Genomic DNA, 19,475 nt, shown 5'->3' with positions numbered 1-19,475 from the left:
GATCTACACCGAGCGCGGCTCGGAAGGCATCACCATGGGCGCCATGGACGTGCTCTACAGCTACGGCTTCCAGTACGAGAACCCGAAGAAGCCCTATGACATGGAAGGCTTCGTCAATTCGCCCGACGCGATCAAGGGCCTGGAATTCTACAAGGCGCTTTACGACTGCTGCACCCCTCCGGGCGCCTCGAACAGCTACATGGGCGAAGGCGTCGATGCCTTCAAATCCGGCCAGGTGGCGATGCACATGAACTTCGCCTTCACCTGGCCGGGCCTGCAGAAGGACGAAAATGTCGGCGGCGACAAAATAGGCTATTTCGTCAATCCCAAGGGTCCCGGCGGCGCACAGTTCGCCCAGCTCGGCGGCCAGGGCATTTCCGTGGTGTCCTATTCCGACAAGCAGGAATCGGCGCTGAAATACATCAAGTGGTTCGCCAACAAGGACGTGCAGGCCAAGTGGTGGTCGCTCGGCGGCTATTCCTGCCTCAACGCGGTCGTCAAGGACCCGAAATTCCCGTCTAGCCAGCCCTATGCGCAGACCTTCCTCGACTCGATGGCCATCGTGAAGGACTTCTGGGCCGAGCCGAGCTACGCGCCGCTGCTGCAGGCCTCGCAGAAGCGCTTCCACGACTACGTCGTCGCCGGCCAGGGTTCGGCCAAGGACGCACTCGACGGGCTGGTCAAGGACTGGACGCAGATCTTCCAGGACGACGGCAAGATGTAAGCTCCTCCCGAGCTACGCCCAGGGCCGGATGATTTCAGGTCGAATAGACCAGAAATCATCCGCCTCCAGGCCTAAAGAGAGAGCATGATGTCGTTCCAAGACCGCTTCACACTTTTCGCCATCATGCTCGTGGTCCCGTGCCGCTCTTGGCACGAGACGCGGTTCAGATAAATTCCATCACAGAGACGCCCAAGTGACCGAAGCAGGACTGACCATGCTCAATCGGACCGCGGAGACCGTTGCCCGGGCGACCCCGGAACCGTTGGCGCGCAAGGTCCGGGGCATCAGCGACAAGGGCCTCGCCTGGCTGTTCATCTCGCCGACGATCCTGTTGCTGCTCGCCATCAACATCTTCCCGCTGTTCTGGGCGATCTATCTCTCGTTCACCAATTACCGCGCCAACCGGCCGAACGAGGTGGTGAAGAATCTCGGTTTTGCCAACTACCAGCGCATCCTCGGCGACCGGGACGTCTGGATCGCGATGCAGACGACAGCGCATTTCGTGTTCTGGACCATCCTGCTGCAGACGCTGATCGGCTTCACGCTGGCCTGGCTGATCGACCGCAAGTTCCGCGGCCACGCCTTCTGGACGACGCTGATCCTGGTGCCGATGATGCTGTCTCCGGCGGTGGTGGGCAATTTCTGGCGCTTCCTCTATGAGCCGCAGATCGGCCTGTTCTCCTATGTCATCGCGTTCGTCAGCGGCATTCCACCGACAAGCATCCAGATGCTCTCCAATGTGTCGCTGGCGCCGTGGTCGATCATCATCGTCGACACCTGGATGTGGACGCCTTACGTGATGCTGATCTGCCTCGCGGGCCTGCGTTCGATCCCCGAATACATCTATGAGGCGGCCGAGGTCGACCGCGCCTCCAACTGGCGCCAGTTCTGGTCGATCACGCTGCCTATGGCGCTGCCCTTCATCATGCTGGCGGTGCTGTTTCGCGGCATCGAGAACTTCAAGATGTTCGACATGGTCAACCTGCTCACCGGCGGCGGCCCGGGCTCGACCACCGAGGTCGCCTCGATCACGCTGAAGCGGCAGGCCTTCGAGAGCTGGCGAACGGGTTATTCCTCGGCCTTCGCCATCATCCTGTTCGTCGCGGTTTTCGGCCTCGCCAACATCTACGTCAAGGCGCTCAACAAGGTGAAGCAGAGATGAGCCTGACCACAGCCCACTCGGTCGTCGCGCCCTCGGCGAACTCGAAGCGCATCGCAGGCGCGATCATCATCGCCTACGCGCTGATCTCGATCGTGCCGCTCTTGTGGATCTTCGCCACCAGCTTCAAGACGCCGCCGGATTCGATCGCCTATCCGCCCAAGATCGTGTTCCAGCCGAGCATCGAGGGCTACTGCAACCTGTTCACCACGCGGACAAGGCAGACGCCGGAATACATCAACTCGCTCGGACCGGCGACCGGCTTCTGCGACGAGACCGTGCGCAAGCGCAATATGGTGATCGCCGGGCCGTCGAATTTCCTGCCGCGCTTCGTCAATTCGCTGGTCATCGCCTTCGGCTCGACCTTCTGTGCTGTCTTTCTCGGCACGCTGTCGGCCTATGGCTTCTCGCGCTTCAAGGTGCCGCTCGCCGACGACCTCCTGTTCTTCATCCTGTCGACGCGCTTCATGCCGCCGATCGCCGTCGCCATCCCGATCTACCTGATGTATCGCGAGCTCGGCCTGTCGGACACCGCGCTCGGCATGATCCTGCTCTACACGGCGGTCAACGTCTCGCTGGCGGTGTGGCTGCTGAAAGGCTTCATCGACGAGATCCCGCGCGAATATGAAGAAGCGGCGATGATCGACGGCTATACGCGGCTGCAGGCCTTCTGGCGCACCGTGCTGCCGCAGGCGACCACCGGCATTGCGGCCACCGCGATCTTCTGCCTGATCTTCGCCTGGAACGAGTATGCGTTCGCGGCGCTGCTCACCTCCGGCACGGCACAGACCGCGCCGCCCTTCATCCCGACCATCATCGGCGAAGGCGGCCAGGACTGGCCGGCGGTTGCGGCGGGCACGACGATCTTCCTGGTGCCGATCCTGGTTTTCACCATCCTGCTTCGCAAGCAATTGCTGCGCGGCATCACCTTCGGCGCGGTGCGCAAATGAGCATGACCCAATCCGCAAAACGCAAATCGCGCTGGCCGCGCTGGGCCAGGCGCGGCGTGATGGAAAACGTCGCCACGGCGCTCATCGCTATCGGCTTCCTGATGCTGTTCCAGCCCTTCGCGCTGTCGCTCTACACCTATTCCTTCATCACCATGCTTGCCGGCACCGTGATGTTCATCGTCGTCTCGAAATTCCCGGAATAATCATGGCCGAGATCCGCGTCCAACACCTGAGGAAGGCCTTCGGCGACTTCGTCGCCGTGCAGGATTCCAACTTCATCGTCGAGGATGGCGAGTTCTTCGTCATGCTCGGGCCGTCGGGCTGCGGCAAGACGACGACGCTGCGCATGATAGCAGGGCTGGAACTGCCGACCGGCGGCCAGATCCTGCTCGACGGCGAGGACGTCACCATGCTCAGGGCACGCGAGCGCGACATCGCCTTCGTCTTCCAGCTGTTCGCGCTCTATCCGCACATGAATGTGCGCAAGAACATCGGCTTCCCGCTCTTGGCGCAAGGCATGCCGTCGGCCGAAATCCGCACCAGGGTCGAGGAGACGGCGAAGCTGCTGCGCATCGACCATCTGCTCAACAAATCCGTCTCGGGTCTTGCCGGCGGCGACCGACAGCGCGTGGCGCTCGGCCGCGCCATCGTGCGGCGGCCAAAATGCTTCCTGATGGACGAGCCGCTGGGCACGCTCGACACCGAATTCCGCGACCTGATGGTGCATGAACTGCGCGAACTGCACAACCGGATCCACGCCACGACGGTCTATGTCACGCACGACCAGATGGAAGCGATGTCGATGGCCGACAAGATCGCTGTGATGAACCATGGCGTCATCGAACAGTTCGGCACACCTCGGGAGATCTACGACCGGCCGGCGACCATGTTCGTCGCCGACTTCATCGGCTCGCCGCCGATGAACTTCTTGGGCTTTGGCGGCGGGCTTGCCAAGGGCGCGAAGGAAATTGTCGTGCAAGGCGCAAAGGTCGCGGTACCGGAGGTGCGCGAGGATATCGCCCCGGCCGACATGGCGCTTGGCATCCGGCCGGAGCACATCCGCTTCGACGACGCCTCGAAGCTGCGCGGGGCCATCTACGGCACCGAATATCTCGGCACCACGCAGATCGTCGCCGTGGAGACGGCGGACGGCATCATCAAGGCGCGGGTGCCGGCCGAAATCCGGCTGAATGCGGGCGATCATGTCGGCCTGGCCCTGAACAGCGCGCGGCTGTCGCTGTTCGACAAGGGCTCCGGCCGCGCCGTGAAGACGGCGACCCACGACACCGCCTCTCAAGGGAGAGCGCAGCATGGCTGATGTGCGCGTCAAGAACGTGACCAAGAGTTTCGGCGAGCATGTCGCCGTCAACGGTCTCGGCCTGCATATATCAGACGGCGAATTCGTCGTGCTGCTCGGGCCGACCGGAGCCGGCAAGACGACGACGCTGCGGCTTATCGCGGGGCTGGAACGGCCGGATGCCGGCACGATCGAGATCGGCGGCCACGAGGCCACGACGCTGTCGCCGGCCGAGCGCGACACGGCTTTCGTCTTCCAGCAATATTCGCTCTATCCGCATCTGTCAGTGTTCGACAATCTTGCCTTCCCGCTGCGCTCGCCGGCGCGGAAAATGCCGGAAGACCAGATACGCCGGCGGGTCGAGGAGGTGGCGAAGATGGTGCGCATCCATCACAAGCTCGCCAACCGCTCGACCAAATTGTCGGGCGGTGAAATGCAGCGCGTCGCCATCGGCCGCGCGCTGGTGCGCAAGCCGGCCATCTACCTCATGGACGAGCCGCTTTCGTCGCTCGACGCCAAGCTTCGGGCGGACCTGCGGCTCGAATTGAAGCGCATCCAGTCCGAACTCGGCGCCACCATGCTCTACGTCACCCACGACCAGATCGAGGCGATGACGATGGCCGACCGGATCGGCATCCTCGCCGACGGCGTGCTGGTGCAGATCGGTTCGCCAAGGACGATCTATTCGGAGCCGGCGAACCTGCATGTCGCGGCACGACTCGGCCAGCCGGCGATCAACCTTTTGCCCATGGGGCTGTTGCCCGACGGCGGCGCGCCGGCGGGCGCCAAGACGATCGGCGCACGCACCGAGCATCTGGCGATTGAAAAGGCCGTGAATGGCCATGCCGACGGCGTCGTCGACTGGGTCGAGCATCTCGGCGACCAGAACCATCTGCATGTGACGGTGGGGCCGAAGAAGCTGGTGACGCTGACCGATCCAGACACCGATCTGGCCCAAGGCGACAGGGTGGTGATCCGCTACCGCTCGCCGCTCTATTTCGGCGCGGATGGACAAAGGTTGATGTGAACGGTTTCGAGCGTCCCCGCCAAGGGTCGACGCCAGCTTCCGATGGACGATTGCGAATACGGGACGAATTCGATGAAGCACTTTTTCAACCGCAGGGAAACGATCGTCACCGAGGCGCTGGACGGCCTGTTGCGTACCATCGGCTCGGGCGACCTCGCACGCCTCGACGGCTACCCCGAGATCAAAGTCGTCCTGCGCGCCGGCTGGGACAAGACGAAGGTCAGCGTCATCTCCGGCGGCGGTGCCGGACACGAGCCATCGCACGCCGGCTTTGTCGGCAAGGGCATGCTGACGGCCGCGGTCTCGGGCGAGATCTTTGCCTCGCCGAGCGTTGAAGCGGTGCTGGCGGCCATCCGCGCAGTCACCGGCCCGGCCGGCTGCCTGCTGATCGTCAAGAACTATACCGGCGACCGTCTCAATTTCGGCCTGGCCGCCGAGAAGGCGCGCGCCGAAGGTTTTGCCGTCGAGATGGTGATCGTCGCCGACGATATCGCGCTGCCCGACATCGCCCAGCCGCGCGGCGTCGCCGGCACGCTGTTCGTGCACAAGATTTCGGGCCATCTGTCGGAGGCCGGCCATGATCTGGCTGCGATCGCGGCAGCGGCACGCGCGGCCGCGAAGGACATCGTCTCGCTCGGCATGTCGCTGTCGTCCTGCTCCATCCCCGGTCAACCGCATGAAGACAGGTTCGGCGAAAACGACGGCGAGCTCGGTCTCGGCATCCATGGCGAGCCGGGTGTCGAACGCATCGCGGTGCAGAGCGCCGACAGGCTGGTGGCAATCATGGCGGAGCCCCTCGCGGCGCGGCTCGACCCCAGTGCTCCCCATGCCTTGCTGATCAACAATCTCGGCTCGGTGCCGCCGCTTGAAATGTCGCTGATCGCCAATGCGGTGCTTGCCTCGCCCCTCGGTAAGTCCATCAAGCTGGCAATCGGCCCCGGCCCGCTGATGACGGCCCTCAACATGAACGGCTTCTCGCTGTCGCTGATACGGCTTGACGCGGCCCGCGAGGCCGCCCTGCTGGCGTCGGTAGGCCCGCACGCCTGGATGCCGGCAAAGCCGGTCGCCGCACCTGCTGTCGTGCCGATGGCGAAAGCATCCGGACAGAGTGCGACGCACCTGCCCAGCCAGGACGCCGGCACAAAGCGCCTGATCGTTGCGGTCTGCGAAAGGCTGATCTCGCTCGAAGCGACATTGAACGGGCTGGATGCCAAGGCGGGCGACGGCGACACCGGCTCGACCGTGGCGACCGGCGCGCGCAGTGTGCTTGAGCGGCTTGATAGGCTGCCGCTCGCCAACCCCGCGGCGACGCTCGGCGCGGTGGGCGACATTTTGAGCGCATCGATGGGCGGCTCCAGCGGCGTGCTGCTGTCGATCTTCTTCACGGCGGTGGCGCAGGCCCTCGAAGGCGGCGCTGACATAGCCAAGGCGCTGCTTGCCGGGCTCGAGCGGATGACCTTCTATGGCGGCGCCAAACCGGGCGACCGCACCATGGTCGATGCCCTGGAGCCGGCGCTCAAGGCGCTCGACGGCAGCGGGCTTGGAAGCGCGGCGGCAGCGGCCCGGCGCGGTGCCGAGGCCACGGCGGCCATGGAAAAGGCGAAGGCCGGACGGTCCGCCTATATCGGGACCAAGTTGCATGGCGTGGTCGACCCCGGCGCTCATGCCGTGGCCGAGGCGTTCGCGGCCGCCGCCACGCTGCTTGTCACGGCCTGATGCATGCTCCAGTTGTCGAATGACCGTTCTTTCGCTACTGCGGGCAAGGCGCAAACCGGGAATTTGGCCGATATGACGGCATTGAACCTTGCCAGGCTGGTCGCGGCCGCCGCGGATGCGATTGCCGCCCACGCCGAGGAATTGACGGCGCTCGACCAGGCGATCGGCGACGGCGACCACGGGCTGAATATGAAACGCGGCTTCGAGGCCGTGCGGGCCGAGGCCGATCTGTTCGCGGCAAAACCGCTGCCCGACGCGCTGAAGGCGATCGGCACCAAGCTGGTGATGACAGTGGGCGGGGCCTCCGGCCCGCTCTTCGGCACATTGTTCATGGCGCTCGGCAAGGAGATTTCGGCCGACCCCGATCGCGCCAATTTGACGGTGGCCTTCGGCAAGGCGATCGAGGCGGTGGCCGCGCGCGGCAAATCTCAAGTTGGCCAGAAAACCATGCTCGATGTGCTGCAGCCGGTGCATCAGGCCTTGGCCGAGGGAAAGACGGCGGCGGAAATAGCCGACATCGCCGACATCGCCGCCAAGGCGACCGTACCTATGAAAGCGTTGCGCGGCCGCGCCTCGTTCCTCGGCGACCGCTCGATCGGCCATATGGATGCCGGCGCGCGCTCGACCGCGCTGCTGGTGCGTACGGTGGCGGAAACCATCGGGGAGGTTGCCTGATGAGCAATGTCGGGATCGTGATCGTGTCGCATTCGCCGCTGGTCGCGGAGGGCACGGCCGACATGGTACGCCAGATGGTGGGCGACGAAGTGCCGCTTGCATGGTGCGGCGGAAACGGCCATGGCGGGCTCGGCACCAATGTCGAGGCGATCATGGGCGCCATCGACAAAGCCTGGTCGGAAGCCGGCGTCGCCATTCTCGTCGATCTCGGCGGCGCCGAGACCAACAGTGAAATGGCGGTCGAGATGATCGGCGAGCCGCGTGCGCACAAGATCGTCGTCTGCAACGCACCGATCGTCGAGGGGGCGGTGATGGCCGCGACCGAGGCATCCGGCGGCGCCTCCCTGAAAGAGGTGGTGGCGACGGCGCACGAATTGTCGCCGTCGTGAGTGAACAGGAACGTTGAACATATGTCCGCAGCCGCCGAAGCGACCGTCCTGATCACCCATGCGGTGGGCCTGCATGCGCGCCCTTCGGTGAAGTTCACCAAGCTGGCCAAGACCTTTGCCGGCGATGTCGAGATCGCGCTTGCCGCCAACGGGCCGTGGTTCGACGCCAAGAGCATCGTCAAGGTGATGGCGGCCAAGGCGCCGAAGGGCACGTTGCTGCACATCAGGGCCAGGGGTGATGGCGCCATCGATGCCGTCGATGCGCTGGTCGATCTGGTGCGGCGCGACTTCGACGAAGGCGCGGACCATGCCCGCACCGCTTAGGCTCCAAGGCATTTCCGCCTCGGCCGGCTATGCCGAGGGGCCGCTGTTCGACCTCGACCGGCCATCGGCCGTCTACGCAAGCAAAGCCACCGCGGCGGAAGAGAAGGCGTCGCTGACAGCCGCGATCGACAAGGCGGTGAAACGGCTTGCCGCCATGGTCGAAGCCGCAGACAGCGATGCCGCCGGCATACTCGAATTCCACATCGCCATGCTGGAGGACGACGCGCTGAGTGGACCGGCCTTCGCATCGATCGGTTCCGGACAGACAGCCGATACGGCCTGGCGGCAGGCACTCGATAGCGAGATCGCCAGCTATGAAGCCTCCGACCAGGGCTATTTCCGCGCCCGCGCCGCGGACCTGCGCGACATCAGGGACCAGGTGCTGCGTGCCCTGACCGAGGACGGAGGCCGCGCCGCGCCTTCGGGCGCCATTCTGTTCGGCGACGACATCGCGCCAACACGTTTTCTCGAAACCGACTGGACGCACGGCGGCGGCATCGCGCTGAAGGCGGGCAGCACCGCCAGCCATGTCGCCATGCTGGCGCGATCGCGCGGCGTGCCGATGGTGGTCGGGCTGCGCCAATTGGAGGCCAATCTGGCAGGCCTCGCTCTGCTCGACGCCGAGCACGGCAGCATCGTGCTGGCGCCCTCGCCAGCGGAGGTCGCCTCCTTCCGACAATTGTCCTCTTCCTTCACGATTCGCGAAGGCAAGGCACGGACCTTCCTGGCACCGCCGGCGGTAACCAAGGACGGGACGGCGGTGCGCGTGCAGGTCAACATCGCCGGCCCATCCGATGTCGACGCCATCGACATCGCGACCTGTGACGGTGTCGGACTGATGCGCACCGAATTCCTGTTCGGCAAGACCTTGCCGGATGAGGCGACGCAATACCGCGCCTATCGCAAGGTGCTGGAGTGGGCCGGGGAAAAACCTGTGACGATCCGCACCGTCGATGCCGGCGGCGACAAGCCGGTGCCGGGCTTCACCGTCGAGGAAGGCAATCCGTTCCTTGGCCTGCGCGGCATCAGGCTGTCGCTGGCGCGGCTCGACATATTCCGTGTTCAAATCAGGGCATTGCTGCGCGCCGCGCCGCACGGCAATCTCAGGGTCATGTTTCCGATGATCGCCATGGCCGAGGAGTATGAATGCGCGGCTGCCTTGTTCGCCGAAGAACAGGCGGCGCTTGCCGCGCGCGGCGTCACGCAGCAGATGCCGCCGCTCGGCATCATGGTCGAGGTGCCGTCGGTGGCCATCGCGCCGGAGGCGTTCGCCAATGTCGCCTTCTTGTCCATCGGCTCCAACGACCTGACGCAATATGTGATGGCGGCGGCGCGCGACAATGCAGCGGTCGCGCATCTCAATTCCGTCCGTCATCCTGCCGTCCTGCGGCTGATCGGCTTGATCACGGCCTTCGGACGGGAAAACGGCATTCCCGTCAGCCTGTGCGGCGATGCCGGCGGCGATCCGGCGTCGATCCCATCGCTGCTGGAAGCCGGCCTGCGCGACCTTTCCGTCGCGCCGGCGCAACTCGCCATGGCCAAGGCGGCCATATCGGACATTTCGGTCTAGGCGCGGCTGACATGGTCGACAACATACCCGAACCCGGTCCCGAAGCGGCGATCCGCGCCTACAAGACGATCCTGTCGCAGGTCATCGACCAGCGCCCGTCCGGCATGCGCCAGCGCCTTGCCGACGCGCTCGGCAAGCACCGCAGCTTCGTCACGCAGATTTCGAGCCCGGCCTATTCGGTCCCCATCCCCTCAAAGCATCTGCCTTCGATCTTTTCCGTCTGCCATTTCAGCCCGGCCGAGCGCGATCAGTTCCTTGCCGCCTACCATCAGGCACATCCGGGAAAAATGTCGATCGCGGCGGGCATGCGCAAGACACGGCATGTGTCGCTCGTCGTGCCCGATTTCGGCGACGACAAGCAGAATGCGGCGCTCGACCGGGCGATCAACGAATTCATCCAGAAGATCACCAGCATCGCCGGCAAGGGTGGCGGCTGACCGTTTCTTGCCGAGCTGTTTGGGAGGACGCCATGAAGAAATTTATGAACGCGGTGGACACGGTGCTGACCGAGAGCCTCGACGGTTTCGCGGCCGCCCATGCCGATATACTGGTGCTTGGCGAGGAGCACAAATTCATTCGCCGTCGGAGCTTGCGGCCTGGCAAGGTGGCGCTGATCTCCGGAGGTGGCTCGGGCCACGAGCCGCTGCATGGCGGCTTTGTCGGCCATGGCATGCTGGATGCCGCCTGCCCCGGCCAGGTGTTCACCTCGCCGACGCCGGACCAGATGCTGGCGGCGGCGCAGGCCGTCGACACCGGCGCCGGCTGCCTGTTCATCGTCAAGAATTATGAGGGCGACGTGATGAACTTCGACATGGCGGCCGAAATGTCGGAAGGCGTCCTGCAGGTAGTGACCAATGACGACGTGGCCGTCGAGAATTCATCCTACACGACCGGCCGGCGCGGCGTCGCCGGCACGCTGGTGGTGGAAAAGATCGTCGGCGCGGCCGCCGAGCATGGCCTGGCCCTCCCGGTGCTGAAGACGCTGGGCGAGCGCGTCAATGCCGCGACCCGCTCGATGGGCGTGGCGCTCACCAGTGGCACGGTGCCAGCCGCGGGCAAGCCGACCTTCGACATCGGCGATGGCGAGATGGAGTTCGGCGTCGGCATCCATGGCGAGCCCGGCCGGCGACGCGACAAGTTGAAAAGCGCCGATGCGATCGCCGAGGAAATCTGCGCCGCTATTCTGGGCGATCTCGGCGACAGGGGCAAAGGTCCGGCGCTGCTGTTTATCAACGGCTTCGGCGGCACGCCGCTGATGGAACTCTATCTGATGTACAACAGCGCGCGCCGGATATTCGAGAGCCACGGCGTCACGATAACCCGCTCGTTGGTCGGCAGCTATGTCACCTCGCTCGACATGGCCGGCTGCTCGATCACGCTGACCATGCTCGATGATGAGATGACAGGCTGGTGGGACGCGCCCGTCCATACGGCGGCGCTGCGCTGGGGCATGTAAGACTGGCCTCAGACATGCATTTCTGCGACCATCGTGCACAACCCAATTAACCCAATTATCTGCAACATTGTCCGGCTTGATCCTGCCACCCCTGACACCCGCCGACGAAAAACTGTTGCTGCGCTTCGCCGATCCGGAGTCCACGGCGGTCGACGATAATCTGTCGGCAAAAGCTCTGTCGGCACTGCTCGACAATGCTGAATTCCACGGCGTTCTGCCGATCATGCTGCGCAAGCTCAGGGAACGTGGCGACGTCCATTTGCCTGATGACCCTGCCTTGCAGCTGAAGCTGTCGGGGCTGCGTGATCAGGCAACGATTGCCACCGGCCAGTCGATGCTGCTGCAGTACCATGGCGACCGCATCATGAAGGGGTTGGCGGCGGAAGGCATTCCGGCGCGGATCGTCAAGGGGCCGGTCTTCGCGCGAAAACTCTACCGCAACATATCCGACCGGCCGTTCACCGACATCGACATTCTCGTCGAGCCCGGCAACCTTGCGCGGGCAAACCAGGTGATCGCGGCCAGCGGCTTCGAGCTTGGCAGCGACGAAGCCGAATCCTACCAGTTGCAGGAGTTCAAATGGCTGGAAAAGGGGAATTCCAGCCTGCTGATCGAACTGCATGGCGACCTTGTGCACGACACCGGCATGCGGCGGCGCCTGTCGCTGGGCTTCCGCGAATTGGGCACCATCGACGGCGGGGCGAAGGACACGCCGGCAGCCCTTTTGACGATCGCCGTCGTGCACGCCGCCGGCGGCCACAAATTCCACCGGCTGCAGCTTTGTGTCGACGTGCTGCAAGGGGTGCGGGCACTCGGCTCGCCCGAATCGGAAATCCGCCTGCTGAAGTCTGCGCGCATGACCGGCATCGAACTCGAACTGGCGATCGTGCTCGACGTCACCGGCCGATTGTTCGGCGAGGCCCGCGCGCTTGAACTCGCCGGGCGGATCAAGCCTGACCTCTCGATACGGCTGGCCAGGCGGCTGATCACGACGAACACGCTGCTCAGGGTGAATTCCCGGGAAAAGATCGGCTCACGCCTGCGCCGCGACGCCTTTCGCTGGATCCAGCGGCTGGCTAAGGCCAGGGCGGTTCCAGGAAAAGCGTGAAGCGTCTTCCGTTGCATCAAGACAAGAAGTCTTCCGCCGCTGAATGGCCGTCAATCGGTTGAGGTCAGCGTCGCGTTGATCAGCGCCGCCGCGTCGGCAGGGCGTGCGCCGACTTCCAGGGTGAAGGTCGGCACCGAGGAGACCAGCTTGCCGATCGTCGCCAGCCGGCGCTTCTGCAACGGCAACAGGCCGGTCATGCCAGTGCGGACATTGTCCATCGCCAGCGCCACCATCGCGTCGGTCCGGACCATGGGCACGAGCCGGGTCTCGCTGTTTGCGGACCGTGCAAGGTGCACGAGAGCTGCCACAGGCCTGGCGGCAGGACTTTCGATTCGTATGATCCCGCTCAGCCGCTCCAGCGAGACGGCCTGTTCGCCGTTGCGGTCCCATGACGGACCAAGGCATGGTGACACAAGCGGGATAATTTCGGCGGTCTTCTGGTGGATCTTGACGTGGCGCGGCAGCCCCCAGGCCACAGGCATGACCGAAGCCACGTTCAGGACCATGGCGTCGTCGGAGCAGAGGCCTAAGCCTTGCGTCGCCAGCGCCAGCGACGTGGTGGTCTTGCCCGTGCCGCTCGGCGCGTGGATCAGCACGACAGCGTCACGATCGGGCAGCGTCAGGCCGGCGGTGTGCAGCATATGCTGGCCGCCAGCGTCGAGCGCGGCGTCCAGCACCAGCATCGACGGTGTCCAGGCTGCCTTCGTCCCAAGGCGGACCCGGAGTTTCGCCCAGCCCTCCTCATCATTCATCGCCACAGTCTGGCGTCCTGGAAAGACGAGATGGACCGTCGAGCCATCGGCGACCATCCGGCAATAGCCGTCTTCCGGTATCTCGCCTTCAAAGACGAGCGACCCCACCGGCTCTTCCTCCAGAACGTCCGTCTCGGCAATATCGAGGCGAAAATCCGGCTCGACGGAATCTGCTACGCGCAGGCTGGCGAGCATTCTGTCGAAGTCCCGCCCCAATTCGGGCCGGTCGGCCGATATGCCGAGAACCTGGCCGTTGAGGCCGTAGCATGCAAAAAGTCTGGTCAAGCGGGACGCACCCTTGTGGCATCGGCATGGTGGCGATAGATCTCGACCATGCCGGGAAGGCTGTCACTGACAACCGGTTTGCCATCGAGGCAGACCCAGCAATGCGCCGACAAGTGCTGCGCCTTCAGCGACTTCGGATCGACGCCGAAACGCAGCTCCGGATCGAAGCCGGCAAGGCGCAGGAAACGATGGCCAAGCAGGCCCTCGCGCAGGCATCTGCGGTCGCGCATCAGCCAGGGATGGCGCACGGCGCGGTTGACGCGGGCGACGATGTAGGCGGCCGGCAGGCCGCGATAGGGTGTCGGCGAGGCGAGCGGCGCCCATTTTAGCACCTCCTCGAAACTGCGGTTGGCGATGAGGACCGGCATCAGCCGCGCGCTTGCCCAGAGATGGCAGCGAAACAAAGCACGCAGGAGCGGACCGTCGGCCATCAGTTGCGTCTCTCCATCAGGCGCCCGGGGCGGCGAGGATACCTTCCGAGACCAGATCGGTGGCCAGTGCGGCCATGTCCTCGTCGAGCGTATCCTTGCCGACCTCGAACTCCTCGCAAAGCAGGCCGACGATCTGGTCAAGGCTGCGCGCGCCATCGACCTTGTCGAGAAAGGCTTCGGTCGTACCGTTGCAGGTGTAGAGTTGTCCGCTGCGCGCCAGAAGCACGACGGCCCCATCGCCGACATGCTGGACCGAGGCGTCGTCCGCCAGCCGCAAAACCGTCCCAGAAACAATTTCCATCACCAACCCCAAAAAGCCATGCAAAGCCCGAAATGAGATAGCGCGGTGATGGGGTGCTGTCTATCAGCCGGGGGAGGTAGTCCATGCCGGTCTGCGTTTTGCAGGCGACCACCGGTGGCGCATGCGCTCCCCTCAATGCCGTACTTCACGACTGTGGGCGTCTCCGCTCAGGACGAGACCATCTCGGACGAAAATCGGGGAAGACATCGCCGGAAAAAACAGCATAGGCTATCACAAAGACGGCAAATCGATCCTGGGGAGGATGTGGATGGCTTCACGCTATCACGAGGTCTATGACGGCTGGAAACGCGACCCGGAAAAATTCTGGGCGGACGCGGCCGTCGCCATCGATTGGTACTCGCCCTGGGACAAGGTGTTCGATGCCACGGCCGGCGTCTACGGGCGCTGGTTCACCGGCGCGACCTGCAACACCTGCTACAACGCCATCGACCGCCATGTCGCCGGCGGACGCGCCGATCAGATCGCGCTGATCCATGACAGCGCCATCACCGGAACGGTGAAGAAATTCACCTATGCCGAGCTCAAGCGTGAAGTGGTGGCGCTGACCTCGGTGCTGAAGAATCGCGGCATCGGCAAGGGCGACCGTGTCATCATCTACATGCCCATGGTGGCGGAGGCGGCTATCGCCATGCTCGCCTGCGCCCGGATCGGCGCGGTGCATTCGGTCGTCTTCGGCGGCTTTGCCTCGCATGAGCTTGCCACCCGCATCAATGACGCCAGGCCCAAGCTGATCATCTCCGCCTCCTGCGGCCTTGAGCCGGGCCGGGTCGTGGCCTACAAGCCGCTGCTCGACAGAGCGATCGAGATGTCCCGCCACAAGCCGGACGCCTGCCTGATCCTGCAGCGCGGCCAGTTGCGCTGCGATCTGAAGGACTATTTCGACATCGACTACGCCGACGCCGTCGCCCGCGAACGGGCGGCCGGCGCCAATGTCGACTGCGTGCCGGTGCTCGCCACCGATCCGCTCTACATCATCTACACGTCAGGCACGACCGGCCAGCCCAAGGGCATCGTGCGCGACAATGGCGGCCACATGGTCGCGCTGAAATGGACGATGGAGAACGAATTCGGGGTCAAGCCGGGCGAGGTGTTCTGGGCGGCGTCCGATGTCGGCTGGGTGGTCGGCCATTCCTACATCGTCTACGGACCGCTGCTGCATGGCTGCACTAGCATCCTGTTCGAAGGCAAACCGATCGGCACGCCCGACGCCGGCACCTATTGGCGCGTCATTGCCGAACACGGCGCCGTCGCGCTGTTCACCGCGCCGACGGCGTTCCGCGCCATCAAGGGACAGGACCCCAAGGGCGAGTTCGTTCCCAAATACGATCTGTCGAAATTCCGCACACTGTTCCTCGCCGGCGAGCGCGCCGACCCCGAAACCATCAAATGGGCGGAGCAGAAATTGAACGTGCCCGTCGTCGATCATTGGTGGCAGACGGAGACCGGATCGCCGATGACGATCAACCCGGCGGGGCTCGGCCTGCTGCCGGTGAAATACGGCTCGCCCGGCGTGCCGATGCCCGGCTACGACATCCGGGTGCTCGACGACGCCGGCCACGAAGTGCCGCGCGGCACGCTGGGCAATGTCGTGGTCAAGCTGCCATTGCCGGCCGGCTGCCTGCCGACCTTGTGGAACGCCGATGCCCGCTTCCGCCAAGCCTATCTCGACGAGTTCCCCGGCTTCTACAAGACGGCCGATGCCGGCATGATCGACGACGATGGCTACCTCTATGTGATGGCCCGCACCGACGACATCATCAATGTCGCCGGCCACCGGCTGTCGACCGGCGCCATGGAAGAGGTGCTGGCCGCCCATCCCGATGTCGCCGAATGCGCTGTCGTCGGCATTGCCGATGCCATGAAAGGCCAGGTGCCGCTCGGCTTCGTGGTGTTGAACGCCGGTGTCGCGCGCGACGGGGAAGCCATCGAGCAGGAGGTGGTCGCGCTGGTGCGCGAACGCATCGGCCCGGTCGCCGCCTTCAAGACCGTGGTGATGATCAAGCGCCTGCCCAAAACGCGGTCGGGAAAGATCCTGCGCGGCACCATGCAGAAGATCGCCGACAAAGAGGAGTGGACGATGCCGGCGACCATCGACGACCCTGTCATCCTGGACGAGATCACCGCCGCGATGAAGGCGCGCGGGATCGGGATTTGAAGTGCCGCGTTGGTGGCCGAGAGAGCCTAACTTGTTCGGCAGGCAAATACCTTTTTTGTGTATCGTGCACCGGCCTCTTGGCACTATCCCGCTTCATACTCGATGGCAGCCAGCCATTTTGCGTGCACGACTGCCGGCTTGATATCGAGAGCCGCCGCATGGACCCGTTTCAGGATCGCCGACAAGGAGGACCGGCTGATCTTCGATGAACTCGATTGCGCCTAGAGCGGTTCAGCGTTTGATAGAATCGTTAATCCGCTCTAACTCTTTGTTTTTACGCAATTCCGGACGGAAAACCGCTACGCACTTTTCCTGCAATTGCTCTAAAAGCGCACATATCCCGGGGACGCCGCTATCTCGCGAATTATTCGGGCGGGATTTCCGGCAACCAGGCTGTGCGGGGGGACACTTTTGGTGACCACGGACCCGGCTCCGATCACGCTATGGTCGCCGATTTCAACTCCAGGCAGAATTATTGAATTGCGGCCGATCCACACATTGTCGCCGATCACGACGGCTTTCATTTTGACGCCGGCGCCTTCATCGATCTCGTGATAGTTCGAATCTTGAATGACGACGCAATCGCCGACAAGGCAGTTCTTCCCGATGCTCACCGCTGTCGAAACGTCGATCATCACGCCGCTGTTTATGAATGACCTGGAGCCGATGGACAGTCTTGCATTGCCGAGCACATGGAACCAGGAACGGGATCCAAAACCCCGGAATGAAACCAGGGAACCGAGCTCGATAGCGCCGTTTCCAGCTATATGCGGCGAGACGCCGAGGACCGAAACGCGATCGGCTATTTTTATGCCCCTGGTGCGCCAAAGGAAGGTAAAGATCCTACCTTTGATAAACCTTCGGACACGATAGATATTCACGACGACACCCCTTCCGAGCCGCATTGATCGTCATGCGGACAGAGACATCCGGCTGCCCTCCGCAGCCAGGTGAATGCAATGGAACGAACAGCCTTTGCAGGACGGCCCGCTAGAGCGGCCCAGCGTTTTATGGGATCGTTGACCCGCCCTAAGTCTTTGTTATTGCGCAACTCGAGACGGAAAACCGTTACGCACTTTTCCTGGAATTGCTCGGTGCGACTAACGCCTACTGGCTGGCCAGAGGCGCCAGCTTGACCTTGATGACGTCGCCGGGCAGCACGGGTGTGTCTTCCTTCGCCGCGATCTCGCTGGTCTTGCCGTCGACGACCCGCACCAGAGCATAGAGCAGGCTGGGCTCTTCGTTGGTATCAGTGGCCGCCCTGGTTGCTGGATCGGCTGCCTGGGCGATCAGGCCCTTCTGCATGTTCACCTTCAGCGCGGCCTCATTGAGGTCGGCTTCGGTCTGCTGCCGGTTGGCGGCGAGACTCGAACTCAAGGTGTTCTGGGCATCGATGGCGTCCTGCGTCGCCTTGCTGATCGCCTGCTTGGCGGTGAGGATGGCCGTTTCGTAGTCCAGGATCTTGCCCTGCAGGTCGGTGACGGACTGCTGCGAATCCAGAAGTCGCGCATTGGCGACCAGACCCTTCTGCGCCAGCGGACCGATGCTGGCGAGTTGCTGCTGCGCCAGGTCGACCTGCTTCTGCTGGTTGACGATCTTCTTCTGCAGGGATTCGATCTCGGCCTGCAGAACCCCTTTGAGATCGTCGAGCGCCTCGAGCTTCAGCTTAAGCGCTTTCTGGTCCGAGGTCAGGATCGTCATCTCGTCGGCGACGATGGCCGGCAGCCGCGGATCGCCCTCGACCTCTTTTGGCACGTCGAAACTCGTCTTGCCGGCCATATCGGCGTCGATGCGGGCGCGCTTGACGATCAGCCTGATGCGCTGGTCGTCAGAGATGTCGAAGCCGCCCTTGGCGGTGACCAGGTCCTTGCCGAGTTGAGGCCCGTAGTCTGTGTTGCGCCTGATGCCGCCGGCGACGCTGATCGCCTTCAGCACCGTAAGGTCGGGCACATAGGGAAACTGACCGGGGTTCTGGACCTCGCCCGAAATGTAGAATGGCCGGAACTGTGCCATTTCAACCGAGGCTTCAGGCCTGTCCGACAAAGCGAGCTTGTGCTGCAGCGCTTCGCCGATCGCTGCCGCGACTTGCGCCGTGGTCTTGCCGGCCGCCGGCAATTCGCCGACGAAAGGCACGGACAGGGTACCGGCCGGGCCGACCGTGTATTGGCCGTTGACCGACGACCAGTCGCGGAACGCACTTTCGACGGTCTGCCATTCGGCGATGCGGATGGTGAGCTTGTCCTGCGAGCCGAGGTGGTATTCGTCGGCGGCGGCCATCGGCGGAAAAGCGAGCGATGCCGCAAGGCAGGCCATAAGCAGCGAGCGGCCGCAAAACGGGCCGCTGCCAAAGGCTTCCGATATGTCTTTTTTCAACTGTGCGTTCCGATCCGTTTTAGCCCCATCGCCCGATGAGCTTGCCGCCGGATGTCTGGTACCGGTGGCCGGTCAGTAAGAGCCGCGCGACATCCAGACGGCCGGCACGGTCTTGATGATGATGCGCACGTCCCCGAACAGCGACCAGTTCTCGACATAGTGACGGTCGAACGCGACGCGGCTGTCATAGGAGACGTCGTTGCGGCCGCTGACCTGCCACAGGCCAGTCAGGCCGGGCCGGGACTTCAGATAGTACACAGCGGCGCTGCCGTAGATCTCCAGCTCGTCGCGCACCACCGGACGAGGCCCGACAAGGCTCATGTCGCCCTGAAGGATGTTGATGATCTGGGGGAGTTCATCGAGGCTGAGCTTCCTCAAGACCGCTCCGACACGGGTGACGCGCGGATCGTTCTTCAGCTTGCGGGTGGCCATCCACTCCGCGTTGGCTTCCGGATTGGTGGCGAGATAGGCGGCCAGCACCTTGTCGCCGTCCGGAACCATGGTGCGGAATTTCAGGCACGGAAAGATCCGGCCGCCGCGCCCGATTCGCTTGTGGCCGTAGAAAATCGATCCACCGTCGGAAAACTTGACCAGCAACGCTATCATGATGAACAGCGGGCTGAGCGCGATCAGGCCAGCCAGCGAACCCACAATATCGAAACTGCGTTTGATAAGGCCGCCGATCGGCGGCGGAAAATCGGTGCCAGCCTGCGAAAAGTCCGCCGTGGCCGACTTGGCAATGTCCCTCATGCCGATACTCCA

21 protein-coding genes are annotated in these 19,475 nt (G+C 63.8%); 15 read left to right on the top strand and 6 right to left on the bottom strand.

Annotated elements, in window-relative coordinates:
* The 14 genes from FJ934_RS01290 to FJ934_RS01225 form a co-directional block, all read left to right on the top strand.
* On the top strand, positions 1–724 hold a 724-nt coding region (locus FJ934_RS01290), incomplete at its 5' end, for an extracellular solute-binding protein (RefSeq protein WP_140606843.1).
* A 214-nt stretch (positions 725–938) separates the two neighbouring features.
* Positions 939–1,886 (top strand): sugar ABC transporter permease, encoded by a 948-nt coding sequence (locus FJ934_RS01285; RefSeq protein WP_140606842.1) that lies wholly within the window; start codon positions 939–941, stop codon positions 1,884–1,886.
* Positions 1,883–2,833 (top strand): carbohydrate ABC transporter permease, encoded by a 951-nt coding sequence (locus FJ934_RS01280; RefSeq protein WP_140606841.1) that lies wholly within the window; start codon positions 1,883–1,885, stop codon positions 2,831–2,833. The genes FJ934_RS01285 and FJ934_RS01280 overlap by 4 nt, the downstream gene beginning before the upstream one ends.
* Positions 2,830–3,036: a hypothetical protein gene (locus FJ934_RS01275; protein WP_140606840.1), complete on the top strand. Its 207-nt coding sequence runs from the start codon at positions 2,830–2,832 to the stop codon at positions 3,034–3,036. Before FJ934_RS01280 ends, FJ934_RS01275 begins: the two co-directional genes overlap by 4 nt.
* A gap of 2 nt (positions 3,037–3,038) precedes the next feature.
* On the top strand, positions 3,039–4,151 hold the full coding sequence (locus FJ934_RS01270) for an ABC transporter ATP-binding protein (RefSeq protein ID WP_140606839.1): 1,113 nt from the start codon (positions 3,039–3,041) through the stop codon (positions 4,149–4,151).
* Entirely contained in the window at positions 4,144–5,157 is a 1,014-nt protein-coding gene (locus FJ934_RS01265; protein WP_140606838.1) for an ABC transporter ATP-binding protein, read from the top strand. The genes FJ934_RS01270 and FJ934_RS01265 overlap by 8 nt, the downstream gene beginning before the upstream one ends.
* A 72-nt stretch (positions 5,158–5,229) precedes the next feature.
* Positions 5,230–6,873 (top strand): dihydroxyacetone kinase subunit DhaK, encoded by a 1,644-nt coding sequence (locus FJ934_RS01260; RefSeq protein ID WP_140606837.1) that lies wholly within the window; start codon positions 5,230–5,232, stop codon positions 6,871–6,873.
* A 72-nt stretch (positions 6,874–6,945) separates the two neighbouring features.
* Positions 6,946–7,548: a dihydroxyacetone kinase subunit DhaL gene (dhaL, locus tag FJ934_RS01255; protein WP_140606836.1), complete on the top strand. Its 603-nt coding sequence runs from the start codon at positions 6,946–6,948 to the stop codon at positions 7,546–7,548.
* Positions 7,548–7,937 carry a dihydroxyacetone kinase phosphoryl donor subunit DhaM gene (gene dhaM, locus FJ934_RS01250; protein WP_140606835.1) on the top strand — a complete coding sequence of 130 codons (390 nt, stop codon included), beginning with the start codon at positions 7,548–7,550 and terminating at the stop codon, positions 7,935–7,937. The genes dhaL and dhaM overlap by 1 nt, the downstream gene beginning before the upstream one ends.
* A 21-nt stretch (positions 7,938–7,958) precedes the next feature.
* Positions 7,959–8,261 (top strand): HPr family phosphocarrier protein, encoded by a 303-nt coding sequence (locus tag FJ934_RS01245; RefSeq protein ID WP_140606834.1) that lies wholly within the window; start codon positions 7,959–7,961, stop codon positions 8,259–8,261.
* Positions 8,245–9,831 carry a phosphoenolpyruvate--protein phosphotransferase gene (gene ptsP, locus FJ934_RS01240; RefSeq protein WP_140606833.1) on the top strand — a complete coding sequence of 529 codons (1,587 nt, stop codon included), beginning with the start codon at positions 8,245–8,247 and terminating at the stop codon, positions 9,829–9,831. Before FJ934_RS01245 ends, ptsP begins: the two co-directional genes overlap by 17 nt.
* A gap of 11 nt (positions 9,832–9,842) precedes the next feature.
* Complete coding sequence (locus tag FJ934_RS01235; RefSeq protein ID WP_140606832.1) at positions 9,843–10,268, top strand: hypothetical protein; 426 nt, start codon at positions 9,843–9,845, stop codon at positions 10,266–10,268.
* 32 nt (positions 10,269–10,300) lie between these two features.
* Positions 10,301–11,287: a dihydroxyacetone kinase subunit DhaK gene (gene dhaK / locus FJ934_RS01230; RefSeq protein ID WP_140606831.1), complete on the top strand. Its 987-nt coding sequence runs from the start codon at positions 10,301–10,303 to the stop codon at positions 11,285–11,287.
* A gap of 79 nt (positions 11,288–11,366) precedes the next feature.
* Complete coding sequence (locus FJ934_RS01225; RefSeq protein ID WP_181165473.1) at positions 11,367–12,395, top strand: nucleotidyltransferase family protein; 1,029 nt, start codon at positions 11,367–11,369, stop codon at positions 12,393–12,395.
* A 50-nt stretch (positions 12,396–12,445) separates the two neighbouring features.
* On the opposite strand, the gene FJ934_RS01220 is transcribed toward FJ934_RS01225, so the two are convergent.
* Genes FJ934_RS01220 through FJ934_RS01210 form a run of 3 tightly spaced genes read right to left on the bottom strand, consistent with a single transcriptional unit; the run spans position 12,446 to position 14,164 of the window.
* Positions 12,446–13,432, bottom strand: a complete 987-nt coding sequence (locus tag FJ934_RS01220; protein ID WP_140606829.1) for a serine kinase — start codon at positions 13,430–13,432, stop codon at positions 12,446–12,448.
* Entirely contained in the window at positions 13,429–13,863 is a 435-nt protein-coding gene (locus tag FJ934_RS01215) for a lasso peptide biosynthesis B2 protein (protein WP_140606828.1), read from the bottom strand. Before FJ934_RS01215 ends, FJ934_RS01220 begins: the two co-directional genes overlap by 4 nt.
* A 16-nt stretch (positions 13,864–13,879) precedes the next feature.
* Positions 13,880–14,164, bottom strand: coding sequence for a PqqD family protein (locus tag FJ934_RS01210; RefSeq protein WP_140606827.1), 285 nt, complete (start codon positions 14,162–14,164; stop codon positions 13,880–13,882).
* Positions 14,165–14,432: 268 nt separating this feature from the next.
* On the opposite strand from FJ934_RS01210, the gene FJ934_RS01205 reads away from it, so the two are divergent.
* A complete protein-coding gene (locus FJ934_RS01205) occupies positions 14,433–16,340 on the top strand; it encodes a propionyl-CoA synthetase (protein WP_140606826.1) in 1,908 nt (635 codons plus the stop codon).
* 323 nt (positions 16,341–16,663) lie between these two features.
* Here FJ934_RS01205 and FJ934_RS28630 read toward each other — a convergent pair whose 3' ends face one another.
* The 3 genes from FJ934_RS28630 to FJ934_RS01190 all read right to left on the bottom strand — a co-directional run bounded on the left by FJ934_RS28630 (position 16,664) and on the right by FJ934_RS01190 (position 19,463).
* Positions 16,664–17,221, bottom strand: coding sequence for an acyltransferase (locus FJ934_RS28630; protein ID WP_281407607.1), 558 nt, complete (start codon positions 17,219–17,221; stop codon positions 16,664–16,666).
* A 226-nt stretch (positions 17,222–17,447) separates the two neighbouring features.
* Entirely contained in the window at positions 17,448–18,701 is a 1,254-nt protein-coding gene (locus FJ934_RS01195) for a polysaccharide biosynthesis/export family protein (protein WP_181165472.1), read from the bottom strand.
* An 84-nt stretch (positions 18,702–18,785) separates the two neighbouring features.
* A complete protein-coding gene (locus tag FJ934_RS01190; protein ID WP_140606823.1) occupies positions 18,786–19,463 on the bottom strand; it encodes a sugar transferase in 678 nt (225 codons plus the stop codon).
* Positions 19,464–19,475: the final 12 nt, after the last annotated feature.

It is taken from the genome of Mesorhizobium sp. B2-4-12 (assembly GCF_006441575.1).
Classification (GTDB): Bacteria; Pseudomonadota; Alphaproteobacteria; order Rhizobiales; family Rhizobiaceae; genus Mesorhizobium.
The sequence above is the reverse complement of the archived record's forward strand: the minus strand, read 5'-3'. Positions and strand labels throughout refer to the sequence as shown.